At 34.4% G+C, this 15693-nt stretch carries 14 protein-coding genes; all 14 read right to left on the reverse strand.

The annotated features are described in order from the left end of the window. Window positions 1–114: 114 nt before the first annotated feature. Window positions 115–1272, reverse strand: coding sequence for an MFS transporter (locus M2098_RS10660; protein WP_280684354.1), 1158 nt, complete (start codon window positions 1270–1272; stop codon window positions 115–117). A 78-nt stretch (window positions 1273–1350) separates the two neighbouring features. After that, entirely contained in the window at window positions 1351–1680 is a 330-nt protein-coding gene (locus M2098_RS10665; RefSeq protein WP_280684352.1) for a hypothetical protein, read from the reverse strand. Between the two features lie 144 nt (window positions 1681–1824). Then, on the reverse strand, window positions 1825–2625 hold the full coding sequence (locus M2098_RS10670; RefSeq protein ID WP_280684350.1) for an ABC transporter ATP-binding protein: 801 nt from the start codon (window positions 2623–2625) through the stop codon (window positions 1825–1827). Further along, the gene (locus M2098_RS10675) at window positions 2622–3656 is read right to left on the reverse strand and encodes an iron ABC transporter permease (protein ID WP_280684346.1); all 1035 of its coding nucleotides are present in this window, start codon (window positions 3654–3656) and stop codon (window positions 2622–2624) included. The genes M2098_RS10670 and M2098_RS10675 overlap by 4 nt, the downstream gene beginning before the upstream one ends. Then, on the reverse strand, window positions 3653–4651 hold the full coding sequence (locus M2098_RS10680; RefSeq protein WP_280684344.1) for an iron ABC transporter permease: 999 nt from the start codon (window positions 4649–4651) through the stop codon (window positions 3653–3655). The genes M2098_RS10675 and M2098_RS10680 overlap by 4 nt, the downstream gene beginning before the upstream one ends. Window positions 4652–4654: 3 nt before the next feature. Further along, complete coding sequence (locus M2098_RS10685) at window positions 4655–5665, reverse strand: iron-siderophore ABC transporter substrate-binding protein (RefSeq protein WP_280684342.1); 1011 nt, start codon at window positions 5663–5665, stop codon at window positions 4655–4657. 377 nt (window positions 5666–6042) lie between these two features. Beyond that, entirely contained in the window at window positions 6043–6729 is a 687-nt protein-coding gene (locus tag M2098_RS10690) for a phosphoribosylaminoimidazolesuccinocarboxamide synthase (RefSeq protein ID WP_280684340.1), read from the reverse strand. A gap of 108 nt (window positions 6730–6837) precedes the next feature. Beyond that, window positions 6838–7257, reverse strand: a complete 420-nt coding sequence (locus M2098_RS10695; RefSeq protein ID WP_280684338.1) for an arsenate reductase ArsC — start codon at window positions 7255–7257, stop codon at window positions 6838–6840. Continuing rightward, window positions 7258–8814 (reverse strand): hypothetical protein, encoded by a 1557-nt coding sequence (locus M2098_RS10700; RefSeq protein WP_280684336.1) that lies wholly within the window; start codon window positions 8812–8814, stop codon window positions 7258–7260. Window positions 8815–8919: 105 nt separating this feature from the next. Then, window positions 8920–9414, reverse strand: coding sequence for a PH domain-containing protein (locus M2098_RS10705; protein WP_280684334.1), 495 nt, complete (start codon window positions 9412–9414; stop codon window positions 8920–8922). A gap of 109 nt (window positions 9415–9523) precedes the next feature. After that, window positions 9524–10276, reverse strand: a complete 753-nt coding sequence (locus tag M2098_RS10710; RefSeq protein WP_280684332.1) for a hypothetical protein — start codon at window positions 10274–10276, stop codon at window positions 9524–9526. Between the two features lies 1 nt (window position 10277). Further along, complete coding sequence (locus M2098_RS10715) at window positions 10278–10553, reverse strand: DUF6429 family protein (protein WP_280684330.1); 276 nt, start codon at window positions 10551–10553, stop codon at window positions 10278–10280. Window positions 10554–10655: 102 nt separating this feature from the next. Further along, window positions 10656–12227, reverse strand: a complete 1572-nt coding sequence (locus tag M2098_RS10720; RefSeq protein WP_280684328.1) for a ClC family H(+)/Cl(-) exchange transporter — start codon at window positions 12225–12227, stop codon at window positions 10656–10658. 140 nt (window positions 12228–12367) lie between these two features. Next, window positions 12368–15469 (reverse strand): ATP-binding cassette domain-containing protein, encoded by a 3102-nt coding sequence (locus tag M2098_RS10725; protein ID WP_280684326.1) that lies wholly within the window; start codon window positions 15467–15469, stop codon window positions 12368–12370. Between the last annotated feature and the right edge of the window lie 224 nt (window positions 15470–15693).

A 15693-nucleotide genomic window follows, 5' to 3' on the forward strand; every position in this document is an offset into this window, starting at 1 on the left:
TTGAACTGATGGCTTTAAACTAATAGAGGGGTCAAGATTGACCCCTCTATACTTTATAACTTTTGTCTAAAACCCCGCTAGTTCTCAAAGCACCTCTTTTTTGTGGATATCTTATTAGAACTTTTCTTGTGTACGCATACCAATAAAGTATGTTACACAACCAAGCAACGAGAAAACAAATGATATCCCTAATAAAGTTGTGATATTTGTTTGCTGAACAATCCATCCACTTAACATACTTCCAAGTCCTCCAGCAATTCCTAAATAGCATATTCCAATTAACGTTTGTGCGCGAACTGCATATTTTGCAGGCAAGAGATATCGCACAAACTGTACATTACCCGCCCAAAACAAGCCTGCACCTAGCATTTGGAAAACTTGGGCTACATGTAAATACAATACATCACTAGCAAGCCATAAAATAAGAATTCGAATACTTGAGAAAAAGAAAGAAATAAGCATCAGTCGCGTAATTCCCACGCGCTTTAGTATACGTGAAAAAAATAAAGCTGCAGGTAGCTCAACAAATGCCATAATAGATATTCCTAGTCCGTAATCACTCGTTTGACCACCAACTGCGCTATATGCATCGACTAAAAAATTTCCTGACATCTCTTTTCCAATAAATGATAGTGTCGTTGCAATTAAAAAGAAAAATAAAAGTGGATATTCTTTGATAATTTGATTATTTTTAATGGATGTATCATCTGCTGCAGTAGCAACTTGATAAATTGGTTCTATAATCAATACCAGTATGATAAGAACCATCATCAGTACAAGTTGCGCCCATAATAGTAATGGTAAGAAACTAACAAGACCAAATACATATGCACCAATTGAAAAACTTAATGATCCAAGTCCTCTAGCAAACGGATATTGGATTTGTTTTCCTTCATGTGCGTAAAGTACATACATTGCATCGATAAAGCTTGAAATACCAAAAGTGAAAACACCATATCCAATAAATACTAGTAACATGATCATCCATGATGGATCCAACATTTGAATGAGTGTTAATAATATACTGCAACCCAATAGTAAGATGATGAGTTGATTTAGTGATACGTTCTTTCGCTTTACTTCTAAGATGCGGACAACCAATGGTTGAAAAACCACATTACTTAATGCTCGTACACCTAAAAGTATTCCAATATGCATACTTTGAAAGCCTTGTGCTTGCAATATTGGCACAATAAAAGCAGTTGTACAAAGATTTACTAGCCAATATACTGTTTGGATTGCATAATACTTTATTTGTAATGAATGTTTCATCAAATATACACCTTTCTATAGCCGTATCTATTCTACTTGGTTTGTAGCGATGAAGCAATATGTAGGTCAAATATTTGCTTATGCAATGTCGCGAAAGTCATAGGTAAAATCTAACTTGCCACTAGTATAGAACGAAACTCTAACTTGAATTAGACAAAACGTAGTTTTTGTATCGTCTATATATTGTAGTTTTCCATGCATAATTAATTCATTATGATCATATATAGCATGAACCTGCACATCATCTTTATTAGCAAGTTTTGGAATATCTTTCTTATTATCAAATTGAAAACATATGTATTGTTGATTCATTTCTGCTAAATGAACTTTCCATGAATCTTGATTCACAATCAAGTTGCATATACTCGCATGTTTAAGATGCTCTTTTACCTTCTCTTTACGTTTCATTTTCTTCCCTCATTTTGTTGTCAGTCAGCATACATAATATATGTATCAGTGGTTTTAATCAATATATAAAGTATATCATGTGTTTTGATTTCTCTCTTTTGTATATTACGAAAAAAAACAGTGTTCATTTATACACTGTTAGATTTACGTATTTGTAAAGTAGTTTCCTTTTGGCACAATCATTGGAGTTTTTGCGACTGGATCTTCAATAACCATACAATCTAGTCCAAATACATGCTGAATCGTATCCTCAGTAACAATTTCTTTTGGTGTCCCATGTGCGACAATCTCTCCACCTTTAACAGCTATCATATGATCTGCATATCGAGCTGATAAGTTGATATCATGCAACACCATAACAATTGTTGTCTTATGTGTTTCATTTAATCGTTTCAATAACTCAAGTATATCTAATTGATATGTGATATCTAAATACGTTGTTGGTTCATCAAGAAATAGAATATCCGTATCTTGTGCAAGTGACATTGCTATCCAAACACGTTGCCGTTGTCCTCCTGATAATTCATCAATGCTTCGATCTGCTAATTCAGCAATTCCCATCATTTCTAAAGCATCTACAACTACTTTAGTATCTTCATCACTCATACCACCCATAAACTTTTGGTATGGAAAACGTCCACGTGCAACTAAATCAGAAACACTAATTCCTTCGGGTGCAACTGGACTTTGCGGTAGCAAACCTAGTATTTGTGCAAGTTCTTTTGTTGGTATGGTATGTATATCTTTTCCATCAAGACTAATGTCGCCTTTACTTACTGGAAGCAATCGGGCAAACGTCTTTAATAATGTCGACTTTCCACTTGCATTACTGCCAATAATGACTGTAATCTTTCCATCAGGAATATCTACACTCACATTATCTAAAATCATCTTTTTATCATATCCAGCAACGATATGATTTGCTTGTAATGTATGTTGTTTCATAACGTTCCTTTCTTACGGCTTTTTCCAAAAAGTAGTAATAGTAAATATGGAGCACCAATCACTCCAGTAATCACACCAACTGGAAATCTTGTACTAAAAGCAAATTGTCCAAGTAAATCAGCGGCTAGTACTAAAATTACACCAACTAGTCCAGAAGCAAATGCATATGAACGACCTGCTCCAACTAGGCGTAATGCAATCGGTCCAGCTAAAAATGAGACAAAAGCAATCGGTCCACCAACACTTGTCGCAAAGGCAATCAAACAAACCGCACTCACAATTAAAATAATACGTGATATACGCAAATTCACACCAAGTACAGTGGCTAAATCTTCACCTAGTTCCAAGATATTTAAATTTCTTTCACTTAGTAGGATAATAAGTGTAAAGACAATCACAACAATAGCTAGTAACGGAATGCTTTTCATTTGAATTCCATTCAAACTTCCACTGAGCCAACGCATTGCTCCTGTAACTTCATATTGATTTGCACGTACCATCATATAGGATATAACCGCTTGTATTGCACTTTGCATTCCAATTCCGATAAGTACAAATCGTGAAGTTGAAAAATGACCAATATTGGAAAGTGCATAAATTAGTAATGCACATAATAGTCCGACAATACATGCAATAAAAGATACCATAAAGCCGCTAATTCCAAGTATAAGAATACAGAATACTGCAGCCATACTTGTCCCAGCACTAACTCCTACAATATCGGGACTTGCTAGCATATTACGTAGCATCTTTTGAAATACGCTACCTGCTAAACCTAAAGCGAAACCAGTAAATGCTCCTGCAAGCATTCGTGGTAAACGAATCGTAGCGATTGCAAAACTAGCTCCTTGTATTTGTTTTCCTGATAGCACTTCAACTATAGTTGTCAGTGAATAATTTGTATTTCCTAGCATTAACATCAATAACATCAACACAATAGCGATAAGCACTAAAGATATGGTTGCAAGTATTGCGCGTCTTTTACGTCGTGCATAACCAGCACGAACCTTGTTCTCTGTATAATTACTCATAATGATTTCACCTTCGATTTAATCACCACATAAATAAAGACTGGTGCTCCAATAAGTGCTGTAAGTATACCTACTTCAACTTCTGCTGGTTGAGCAATAAGTCGACCTAAAGTATCCGCAACACATAATAAAGTAGCTCCTGTAACTATCGATAAAGGGATTAATACCTTTACATTGTTTTTGAACAACAATCGTAGTGCATGCGGAACCATTAGTCCAACAAAAGCAATGGGTCCTGCTAATGCTGTAATTGATCCAGCAAGTATAACTGAGGATAGTACAGTTAAAAACCGTATTTTTTTGACTTTTACACCAAGTCCAGTAGCCATTTCATCACCTAGTGCAAGTGCATTTAATGATGGAGCAACGTACACTGCCAAAGCAAAGCCAAGTAGTAAAAACGGTAATAGCATCAAAATATTATCCCAACTGACACCCACAACGCTTCCAACTTGCCAGTGACGGAAATTTGTTAAGGATTGAGCCTGTGGGAGCACCAACATATTAATTAATGAAGCAATTGCTCCATTACTAACCGCTCCAGCGAGTGCAAGTTTCATAGGTGTTGCACCTTCTCTTCCTACTGAGGCAATCATATAAACAAATGCTGTAGTGATAGCTGCACCAAGTATCGCAAAGATGATAAACTGCTGTGCACTTGAAATATGAAAAAATGTAATCCCAGCAACGACAGCTAGTGCTGCTCCACTATTTACTCCGAGTATACTTGGATCAGCAACCGGATTACGTGTGAGTGATTGCATCAATAAACCCGATACTGCTAGTGCTGCTTCAGCAAGCAAAGCAAACATTGTTCTTATCATTCTCTGTTGAATAATTGCACCGTTAAAACTATCCGTTGAAGCGTTAAGGACATGATGAAGAACATCCCGTATTGGAATGTTCTTTGAACCTAATGCTAGCGATAACATCACACTAATACATAGTGCTATAAGTATCACAATTGTATAAACATATACGCTTCTTTTTTTCATTTCTTACTTCACTTTCGCTGCGGCTTCTCCAAGTAGTTTTACATAATCTTTCATCCCATATGGAATCGATAAAGCTGTTGGTGTTGTATTTGCTGTCGCAAAATCTGTTGTATCATCAAGTACAACTACTGCCCCATTAGCAATTGCTGGTATTTTTGATAATAGTGTATCTTTTTGCAAGACATCTAAGATATCTTTATCACCATAAATAACTAGAATATCTGCATCATTTAAAATTTCTGCTTGTTCTGCACTTACTGTTGCATAGAATACATCACTATCATCAGTAATACTTTTAACTGCTTTTGGTAATGTTAAACCAAAATCTTGCAAGTAGCTTGCTCTTGTTTCACCTGTTCCATAAACGAAGAAACTTGATGTATCTTCTGGATTAAACCAAGTAAATACTGCACTTTTATCTTCGAGTTCTGGATACTTTTCAACTTCACTTGCCATTTGTTTTTCTAAATCATTTACAAGTGCTTTTCCTTCTTTTTCTAGACCCAACCCTTTTCCATCTTGTAGAATTTGACTTTGCCATGTAATCATCCACGGTGTTTTCTCATATGCAATCGTTGGGGCAATTTGACTCAATAGTTCATAATCTTCTTTCGAAAAACCTGCATATGCTGCTAGAATTACATCCGGTTTTACATCTGCAATGGCTTCAAAATCAAGTCCATCTCCATCATTGAATATAATTGGTTCTACACCCAATGTATCATAAGCGTCTTGTGTCCAAGGACGCATTTTTTGATCATCATGCAGTCCATAAGCTGGTGCTGACATCGCTACAGGAGCTACACCTAATGCCAAAGCAACATCTTGGTTTTCCCATTGAATACTTACGACACGCTCAGGTTTCTTTTCAATTGTAGTTTCACCAAATGCATGTTTGACAACTACAGGCCAAGAACCATCACTGTTTCCTGTTTCTTTATCACTACTACTTGTATTTGTACAACCTGCAACAACAAATAACATTGCTATAACTGTAATTAGTATTTTTTTCATTCTCCATACCTTTCCTTCTATTGACAATTGTTAGTCTTGTCTAACCTATATCAAATGTATCACTTACCTTTCCTACAGTCAAGCGATATGTTTCCCTGACATTCGTTAAAAAAATACCAAAAACATCCTTTATTTTTATGCAGTGTGCATTGCTTGGATTGTAAAAATGACGGAATCAACAAGAAACCCGTCATATCTTACTACTTATATTTACTACTCTATTAGTTAAATAAACTAATATAAAAAATCATACCTTGTTTCCTGGTTGTATATGCTTTTCCCCTATTTCGAACGAAATTCGGCAATGCCGAAAACGTATGTATCATGGATAGAAATTTAAAAAACACTACCCATATGTAAGTAATGTTTTCGTACAACTATTTTTCGATTTTTTCTAGTAACATGTTTGCACATTCAATTTGGTTTGGAATATTTCCATTTTCATCTTTAATGCGCCAAATGTCTGGTGTGATTTCATCAGCCACAACGACTTTTCCATTTTCGTCATATCCAAGTTCAATCTTGAAATCGATTAATGTATATCCCATACTTGCAACTTCATCACGTAGAACTTCTCCTACTTTTACAAGTACAGCTAATGCTTCATCGTATTGTCCAGGTTGTAAGAACCCTTTCATTAAACATAAACGTTCGCTAATTAGTGGATCACCTTGTTCATCATCTTTTAGAGTTACTTCTAAGTAAGGTGGTTCAAAAGGAATTCCTTCTTCTAATGTAAAACGACGACACATACTACCAGCAGTATAGTAACGAAGTACAAATTCTAATGGTGGCACAGTAACTTTACGCACTTCCATCAATCCTGCATCAATATCAGAGCCAATGTAATGTGTTGGAATTCCGTGTTTTTCCATTAATTCAAAGAAATAACTTGTTATTTTCAAACCAGTTTTTCCTTTACCTTCAACACTTCCTCCGACTGTGTTACTTCCTGGATCAAATACTCCATTTTCACCAGTTGCACTATCCTTAAAGAATAGGAATACACGTCCAGCATCATCAGTTAATACATCTTTTGTTTTTCCCGAATACAATGTTTTCATTTAATATCTCCTCATCTTATCGCTCGAATTCACAACTAAATCGTTATGTTTTCTATAAGAAATTATAACATTAACCGCTTTTATGGAAAAGAAAATAATCTATAAGTTTCACAATGGTAATTCACCTCGTATGATTCTATCTTTTAAATCGTTAACCTTTTGCTCAATCAACTTTGCTGTAGCAGCGAATTCATCTAACCCTTTTCCACTGGGATCATCCAAGCCCCAGTCTTCTACATATACACCAGGTATATTTGGACACGCTACATTACATCCCATTGTGATTATGATGTCAACTGTTGGAATATCTTGTAATAACTTAGGATATTGTGTTTTAGTCAAATCTAAATCATATAACTCTTTCATAATTTGAACTGCATCTGGATTTATACTATCTCTTATCTTTGTTCCTGCGCTATATGCTTCAATTACATCACCTGCATATTTTTTAGTGAGTGCTTCTGCAATTTGTGAACGACAGGAATTATGTACGCATAGAAATGCAACACGTTTTGCTATATTTTCCATTTAGTTCATCACTCTAAGAAAACTTTTTATAAGCGGTAAATCATCTATTGTTTGAAGCGTATCTATTACATTTGAACTCATTTGAATAGGTAGTTCAGATAATAAACCATCATATATAATAACATTTCTAAATGGTAGTAAATTTGTTTGCACAAAAACCGGTAATCTACCTTGATAAACTCTATCTAGATTTACTTCAACACCCACTACTGCATACCTATGTTTTTCATCAGCAATAACTGCATAAGTTTCTTCAAAATCATACAACGTAAAAAAGCCAGTAACTGCTTGTTTGAATCCAGCGACAATAGCAAGTTCTTCATTTGTAAATGTATAAGGGTTTTCATCAACGAAATCATCAATGATATCGCGATGTTCAAACAAATATTTTGAAATTGGTAACAACTGATTTGGAACTAATCGTTTTTGTTTGTAGATACGTTTCAATTCCTCATTGATTTTGTATTTGTTGTTTGTATACTCTAGCAATGCAAAATACAACTTATAAAATAAGTCAGCATCTTCTTTTTTAAGATGCGCATCTGTTTGCTTTGTATTGTCCATAGAATCTAATTCATCCATAATGCTGATTGGAGTATGACCACCTAAACTTGGCGAAACTGAGTGCATAAATGCTTCAGTAATCTTTTTTATAAACTCTTCTTGTTTATCATCTGGACCAAAAGTTTCATAAATATTTTGGATACTCATTAGGATATTTTCCGAGTCATTTGTAAATACAGACATATTGATAAACAGTTCTAGTAAAGCTTCCTCTACTGGCATTACAAACTGTTGTTCAAAAATAAAACTCACATAATCTTTTACGGTTGGTTCAAATAATGATAATTGATGTTTTCCTAAGATGATATATTCATCAATTGTAAGCAACATATTTGCAAAGGAACCTAGTGCTTCGCGTGCATCTAATACACTTAGAAATTCGTCTTCAATAGTATGATGTACATAGAAACGTGGTGAATCTTCAAAAAGAGTTGGGTTTTCATACATATGCATAACAAAACGCAAAGCTTGATTATTATCTAGCCAAGTTTCAATGTTATTTTCTGTTTCATTTAACAATTCAGCAAGTACAATTACTAAATCTTTTTCTGGCATAACTCCTTGAGAAAACATTAATCCATTTGTAATAAAAAATCTTTCACTATTTTTAAGAAAACTATCACTAGGCATTTCTTTGGATACAAACTTCTCTAATATTGGATACAATTCCTCAAATAATGTAATATTGCGATCATTTGAATTTAATTCATTTTCATTCATACAAACTAACTTATTCATCAATCGATAACAAGGTAAATCTAACGCATTTATCTCATAATAGCCATCAAGTAATTGAAACATAATTCGATACTCTTCATAATCAAAAAACATCTCAAAATCAGTTTCTGTAAATGCTTCATAGTATGACAAAACTTCATTAGCCATTTGTTTACGTGTAACTTGAGTATAATCTTTTGGTTTTGTAATTACATATTCATATTGTGCATAAGCATCTTCTTTATTTAAAGATGTCATATAATCTACTAGTTTCATACATGTTCCTCGTTCTTTCCACTTCATTTTACTTTGTTTTCCATATAATACAAAGTAATTATTCACTAAAAAGAGATACGAACCAATTGGTCCATATCCCCTCACTTAGATTCTTTCATGATATTGTACGTTTACAGAATCACGAATATCCAAAACTGCACGTCGGATGATATCTTTTACAGTGAATGCATCTAGCACATTGGTAAGTACTAGCGTACCTTCTGTAATATCGGTTGTATAAACTGTAATATCTCCTACTTTTGCTAGACGATCTGTGATGGATTGTTTTACTTGGATGTCTTTAACATGACGAAGTTCTACTTCAACTTGTTTCTTTCCAATCAATCCATCAGTCACAATGATTCTTTCATTTGTTACTTTATACCGTGTATCATTGAAAATCATCTTTGCTTTATCACCAAGTCCTTCGGGTTTTCCTTCCCATAAGACAACCTCTTTATCTACCTTTTGATTTGTTGGCATTTCGGTTTCTTTATTTATTTCTGGTTTTCCACCAATTTGAATATTGGACAAATCCGCACCACATTTGGCACAGAAGTTTGCATCTTGTGCATCAAATCCACATTTTGGACAAAACATAAGAATCCTCCTTTCGTTTATTATACTATATGCAATAATATGCAACAATTTATTTCGCGTGTTTATTCATAGTATCTTAGTCATTTTTCCAATTATCATCTGTATGTTATCACCAAATAGGATCCTCAGACGAATACTCTAAAGTACTATCTGTTAAGTTATAGATATTGCAACCGTATTTTTCAGCTGCTTTTGTAAATGATATGTACATTCCATAATAAGCATCTGGAAATTTGATAAAGCGGTTTGCTATTGTCCTAACTTTCATTGGACGTTTTTCAACTTTCGTTTTTTCAAATTCAATATTACATCTATCTACATACAACGTTAAGTAATCTCTGTAGTGGACAACATTTCTTTCATATGAACGAATTAATTTATTGCAAGCTTCTAATCCAATCACTTCTTGAACTGCTTCTAATATCTTTCCACTCAAATAATTAATCAACCCCTTATCTGCAAGATAATTTGCATATGAATAGGTTGGTTGATACATATCTTCTGGTTCTTTATCTGTAACTAATACTCTTGCATATTCAGCGAGTTTCGGTGCAGCAAATGCATAAAAAATCGCTTGAGGAAACATAATATTAAAACTGTACATTATTGTTGTTTCTTTGCATGGTTCTCTATCTTCGCCGATAACTTCTTCACTTACTTTAGTGATTTCGCGATCCCCTTGATATGCGTGGCGCATATCATAACATAGTCCAAGCACCTGAAGTGATACACCATTATATGGATCCTTATCATCTTCGACCCATGTAATGTTGTGCATTGCATCTACAAGTTCAGAAAAGTCACGATAATTACCAGAAATTGTGACCCCTAAGAGATTTTCAGTTGGTTTTACTGTAATCATATTAACCCTCACTTTCCCAATCTGCAATATCGTATTCTTTAAGCAGTTCTTTTGCTTTTTCTAATCCTTCATCATTAAAAGAAATAGATTTTGACTTGCTTGGACGTTTTCCTTGATAGATAAGTTCATCATTTGCAAGTTTATCCATTACACTAAATGGATAGCCCTTCCATGATCGTATATCATCTGGATACCCAGGTATTACTGTTTCGCTAAAGCTTGTTAAATACATAAGCATAAGTGTCAACTCTTCTACTGCTTGATTTGGATCTTTCATTACAAATCCTACCTTTCATTTATATATATTTATTTTAGCATACGTATATTTTAGATAAAAGAAAACTTCGCACATTGGTGTACGAAGTTTTCTTTTATTTACTTATTTTCTCTCTTGTGTAAGCTTACGCAATCGTTTGTCCGTTTGCTGTTGTAACTCTTTTGAGGTCATTACCAGTAGCAAATCACCTAGCAATATTTGTGTATCCCCATTTGGAATAATTTCATTAATACCGCGTTGAATACTAACAATCAAACAGTGTTCAGGCAAATCAACATCTTTAATGCACATACCATCTGCATACGAAGTTGCTTCTACTGCATAAGAAACAATTACCTTTTCACCAGGTTTATATGTTGGTTGATCTGCAACATTCCCTTGTTTATGTAGTAGGCGTTCAAGTAAACTCTCATAAATTGGCTCACTACCAAGTAAGGTTGCTATAACATATGCAGTTATTGAAACCACTGATAAAGATAACATTTGATTTAATGATCCAGTCATTTCAAATAACAGGATAATTCCAGTTAGTGGTGCACGAACAATTGCTGCAAAATATCCCGCCATAGCAAGAACTACAAAATTATTTATATACACTATATCAAGATGCATGTAAGTACTTGCAATATCTGTGAAAATTCCACCAATATATCCACCAAGCACCAACAGAGGGAAAAAGATTCCTCCGGGTGCTCCTGAACCAAAACTAATTGCTGAAAATAGAAAGCGACCAATGAAGATGAATATCATTGAAGAAAGAAACATATCTTTGCTTGTTAGCATTTCCACCAAATTATGTCCACTACCAAGTAATTCAGGTTTACTAAAAGCAAGTAAACCAGCAACTACAAACGGGAAACACATTTTCACCACTTCTGGAATGCCTGTCATTTTTTGATACAAACTTTGTATTTGCAAAGTGAACCAGTTGTAAAATGCACCGCAAGCACCAAGAACAATTCCAAGTAATACAATATATCCATAACTACTGTGAGGAATGTTTTCTACAATTGGTATTTGAAATACAACAGCTTCTCCTACCATCCATGATGCTAACATATCTGCTGATAAAGATGAGACCATTACACCCACTAACAAGGAAATTGAAAAGTTCTTATGTACTTCTTCCATCGAAAATAAAACACCTGCTAGTGGTGCATGAAATGCTGCTGATAATCCTGCACTTGCTCCACAAGTAAGTAAAAATCTTTGTCGTGATTTGCTACTATTTATTACACTGCCTGTAGCTTTCCCCATCATTGCTCCTAATTGTATAGATGGACCTTCTCTTCCTAGTGCCAATCCTCCAAATAAAGACATTAGACCCCCAGCAAACTTTGCAAACACAACTTTCCACCACGACTGCTCAAGTGCACCAACAATCTCACCTTCTAATTGTGGAATTCCACTTCCTGAAATCAGAGGTTCAAATCTTACGAATACATAGACAAGTATGCCTAAGATTAGTAAGCCTATCATCCAACAAAGCATAAGTAGCCAATTTCCATCGATAAATTGAATTATTTGATTGCGTAGTGTATCTGCATAATTCAATGCAATTCGATACATTGCAACTACACACCCGGCAATTAGTCCTACTAGTACTCCTTCAACAATGTTCGATAATCCATACATTCGATTTCTTTTTAAATGTGCAACAGTATCTTTTTCCACGTAATCCCCCCAAAACTCTGTGTCTAAATATACACGTATTCTCCATCGTTAACAAATATATATATTTCATGAACCTATATAAAAGAATGTATTAAAAAAGCAACACATCATTAGATACATCGCTTTAGTAAAACTATATATTATTCGCTTCTTAGTGCTTCTACTGGATCTTTTCTAGCTGCTGCTGAAGCAGGAATTAATCCGGAAATAAAGGCTAAGAACATACTAATACCAATGAGTACTAGTGCTGCAGTTGGTTGTAATTGTGCTATGTTAGCAATACCAATTTCATCATAGACGATAACATTGGCAATTGCACTAATAATATATGTCACAACAATACCAATGGCACCAGCAGTAAATCCGATAATTAACGTCTCAGAATTAAAGACACGACGTATATCACGTTTACTTGCACCGATTGCTCGTAAGATTCCTATTTCCTTTTTTCGTTCAAGTACAGAGATATATGTAATAACTCCAATCATAATACTCGAAACGATTAATGATATTGCCACAAATGCAATTAACGCATAACTTACTGTATCGACAATATCAGTAACCGAAGACATTAATGTTCCTACTAAATCTGTATATCGAACTACTTTTGTTTCCTGATTTGCTTTTTTCATATTGTCGTTGTATGTGTCCAAGAAGTTAATAATGTTTTCTTTTGTGGTGAAATCCTTTGGATAAATATTTATTTGATTTGGTGCATTTTTATCTGCATATCCAAATGTACGTAAATTTGCTTCAAATGACGATTCTTTAGGATTCATCATCGCTTGAATTAAATCAGCCATATCTTGCTCTGTTACATTAATCTTAAACGCATTTTGCAAAGCATTTGTATCAATAGATAAAGCACTTTGTAGTTGATATGGTAGTTGCGCAATCGTTGCATCAACCTGTACTTGAATTTGACTTTGGACAGACTGCATCAATTGATTCATGTAGGTTTGCATCGATGTAGTAATATAGTTTTGAATAATGGTAGTTAATTGCTCGCTTACTTGAGAATCACCAATTACACTTTGTAACTGACTAGCAATGTTTTGTTGAACAGCAGGACGACTTAGATATTCATTTAGATTTTGCATAAACACGATAGGATCTGTAACACCTGCTTGAATTTGTTCATTGATAAAATCTTGAATAACACCAGTCATAATTGCAGTAAGTTGATCCGTTGGTATTTGCACTTGCCCAGCCATTTGTTGACTAAGTGTAGTCAAATCCAATTCTGGGGGTTGAACTTGTGAAATATCCACATTAAAAATATTAGATGTATCAAAGCTTATTTTGCTCGTATCAATATTAAATGCAGAGCGAATCGCGTTTTCATCTACAGAAAACAAAGAACTCATATCGAACTGATTTTGACGATTTTCTTCAGTTTCAGCAACAAATGACTTGCCACTTAATACATTAATTGTTGGTTTAGCTAGTTGATCTTGAACGATTTTTTCATCTTTAACATCCTCTATTAAGTATGAAATGAGTTCAGGAGTATAGTTGATTCCCATTGATAATGATGTGACATTTGCATCTGGGTCTGCTTGAACAACACCAACAATTTTTAAATTCACTCCATCAGCAACAACATTTTTCATATGTGCTTGATCATCTGATTTATCTAACCATACGTTATATTCATTGTCATATACATACTTTTGGGTCGGATTAATTACTTTGAAATTGGTTGCTAAAATTTCATCATAGCTAACATCTTTAGCACCCTTGCTCAAGTCTATTGTTTTAGAAGGATCATTCACAAAAGCATCTAGCATATTTTTTAATTGTTCTCGATCATTAATACCTAATGTATACAACATGTAATCTGACAGTCTACCGCTTGAAGACAAAACCATAACGGCTTCATCATACGCTTTTGGCCATCTACCCGCTTTAATATCATATTGATCTTCAAACATACTACTATCACCTGGAAGTTCATAAAAGTTATTCATCATTGAGGCACTGTTTCCCATGACTGCACTCATTCCAGAGGTCGAAGAAAATCCATAACTTGACATAAGTGCATCTGGATTTACTTGTGATATGGATTTAGAGGTATCTTCAAGATAAATTTGTGGTGTTACGTCATACGTATATTGAATACTTTTTATATAAGGATCAATATCTTTTCCATTTGTTTCGATATACGATTTTAATGATTTTAAATCATTTTTGTTTTGCGCACTAAACATTGTTTCAAAAACATTGTTTACTCCGATTTCTCCTTTTGATTTACTTGAATCATCATCTTGCGAACTTGGAGCATTACTTAGAAAGCTTGTGATATCAATTCCTGACGACTGTATTGTAAGAGGATATACACTCATGGTATCTTCTTCAATATCACCAATATAGGCGTTAATTCCACTAGCTAATGCGAGAATTGCCGCAATCCCAATAATTCCTATCGAACCTGCTAACGAAGTAATAAAGGTTCTTCCTTTTTTGGATAGCAAGTTACTAAATGATAGTGATAATGCAGTAAATAAAGACATATTTACGCGGTTAGGCTTCTTTGCGGTTTTTACATCCGCTTCTTCTTTTGGCGTAACTGGATTGGTATCACTTTCAATCAGCCCATCACGCAAACTGATAATACGATTTGCATAATCCTCAGCTAATTCAGGGTTATGCGTAACCATAATAACTAAACGATCTTTCGCAATTTTCGTAAGCAAGTCCATTACTTGAACACTTGTTTTTGTATCTAATGCTCCTGTAGGTTCATCTGCTAATAGTATTTCTGGATTATTAATTAATGAACGCGCAATGGCAACACGCTGCATTTGTCCACCACTTAACTGACTTGGCAACTTTTTTACATGCTCTTCTAGGCCAACCTCTTTCAAAGCTGCTAGCGCGCGTTTATGTCTTTCTTTTTTTGACACTCCACTAATTGTTAATGCAAGTTCCACATTTGCAAGTACACTTTGGTGTGGAATTAGATTATAACTTTGGAAAACAAAGCCAATACGATTATTTCGATATGTATCCCAATCTGAAGCTTTATATTTTTTAGTGGATATTCCATCAATCTCTAAGTCCCCAGTTTCATATTGATCTAGCCCACCAATAATATTTAACATCGTTGTTTTCCCAGAACCACTTGGTCCTAGAATCGCCACGAATTCATTATCACGAAATGTCACACTCACATCATCCAAAGCAACTTGAACAAAATCTTGTGTCTTGTATGACTTTCTAATTTTCTTTAGTTTTAACATATAGTTCCTTTCATAAACACTCTCCCGTGCGCTTATTATATCAAACTTTTTATGTATATACTATGTGACATATATCGAATATTGTCTATGTTCTAGCAATTACTAAGAAAAGACACCACCACCAAGATAGTGATGTACCCCCTGTCAAGTAGACAGGCGAAATAAATAAAGAATTCTATATAGCTTGGTTACACATTAGTAATCAGGCTTTTACTTTGTTTTGA

Origin of the sequence: Breznakia sp. PFB1-19, from assembly GCF_029893935.1 — a bacterium.
Classification (GTDB): domain Bacteria; phylum Bacillota_I; class Bacilli_A; order Erysipelotrichales; family Erysipelotrichaceae; genus Breznakia; species Breznakia blatticola.

Bases quoted from the DNA above. Each gene is read 5' to 3' on its own strand.
- M2098_RS10680 (WP_280684344.1), bottom strand. From the start codon at position 4,651: ATGAAAAAAAGAAGCGTATATGTTTATACAATTGTGATACTTATAGCA.
- M2098_RS10705 (WP_280684334.1), bottom strand. From the start codon at position 9,414: ATGTTTTGTCCAAAATGTGGATTTGATGCACAAGATGCAAACTTCTGT.
- M2098_RS10675 (WP_280684346.1), bottom strand. From the start codon at position 3,656: ATGAGTAATTATACAGAGAACAAGGTTCGTGCTGGTTATGCACGACGT.
- M2098_RS10660 (WP_280684354.1), bottom strand. From the start codon at position 1,272: ATGAAACATTCATTACAAATAAAGTATTATGCAATCCAAACAGTATAT.
- M2098_RS10670 (WP_280684350.1), bottom strand. From the start codon at position 2,625: ATGAAACAACATACATTACAAGCAAATCATATCGTTGCTGGATATGAT.
- M2098_RS10665 (WP_280684352.1), bottom strand. From the start codon at position 1,680: ATGAAACGTAAAGAGAAGGTAAAAGAGCATCTTAAACATGCGAGTATA.
- M2098_RS10715 (WP_280684330.1), bottom strand. From the start codon at position 10,553: ATGAAAGATCCAAATCAAGCAGTAGAAGAGTTGACACTTATGCTTATG.
- M2098_RS10710 (WP_280684332.1), bottom strand. From the start codon at position 10,276: ATGATTACAGTAAAACCAACTGAAAATCTCTTAGGGGTCACAATTTCT.
- M2098_RS10725 (WP_280684326.1), bottom strand. From the start codon at position 15,469: ATGTTAAAACTAAAGAAAATTAGAAAGTCATACAAGACACAAGATTTT.
- M2098_RS10685 (WP_280684342.1), bottom strand. From the start codon at position 5,665: ATGAAAAAAATACTAATTACAGTTATAGCAATGTTATTTGTTGTTGCA.
- M2098_RS10700 (WP_280684336.1), bottom strand. From the start codon at position 8,814: ATGAAACTAGTAGATTATATGACATCTTTAAATAAAGAAGATGCTTAT.
- M2098_RS10690 (WP_280684340.1), bottom strand. From the start codon at position 6,729: ATGAAAACATTGTATTCGGGAAAAACAAAAGATGTATTAACTGATGAT.
- M2098_RS10695 (WP_280684338.1), bottom strand. From the start codon at position 7,257: ATGGAAAATATAGCAAAACGTGTTGCATTTCTATGCGTACATAATTCC.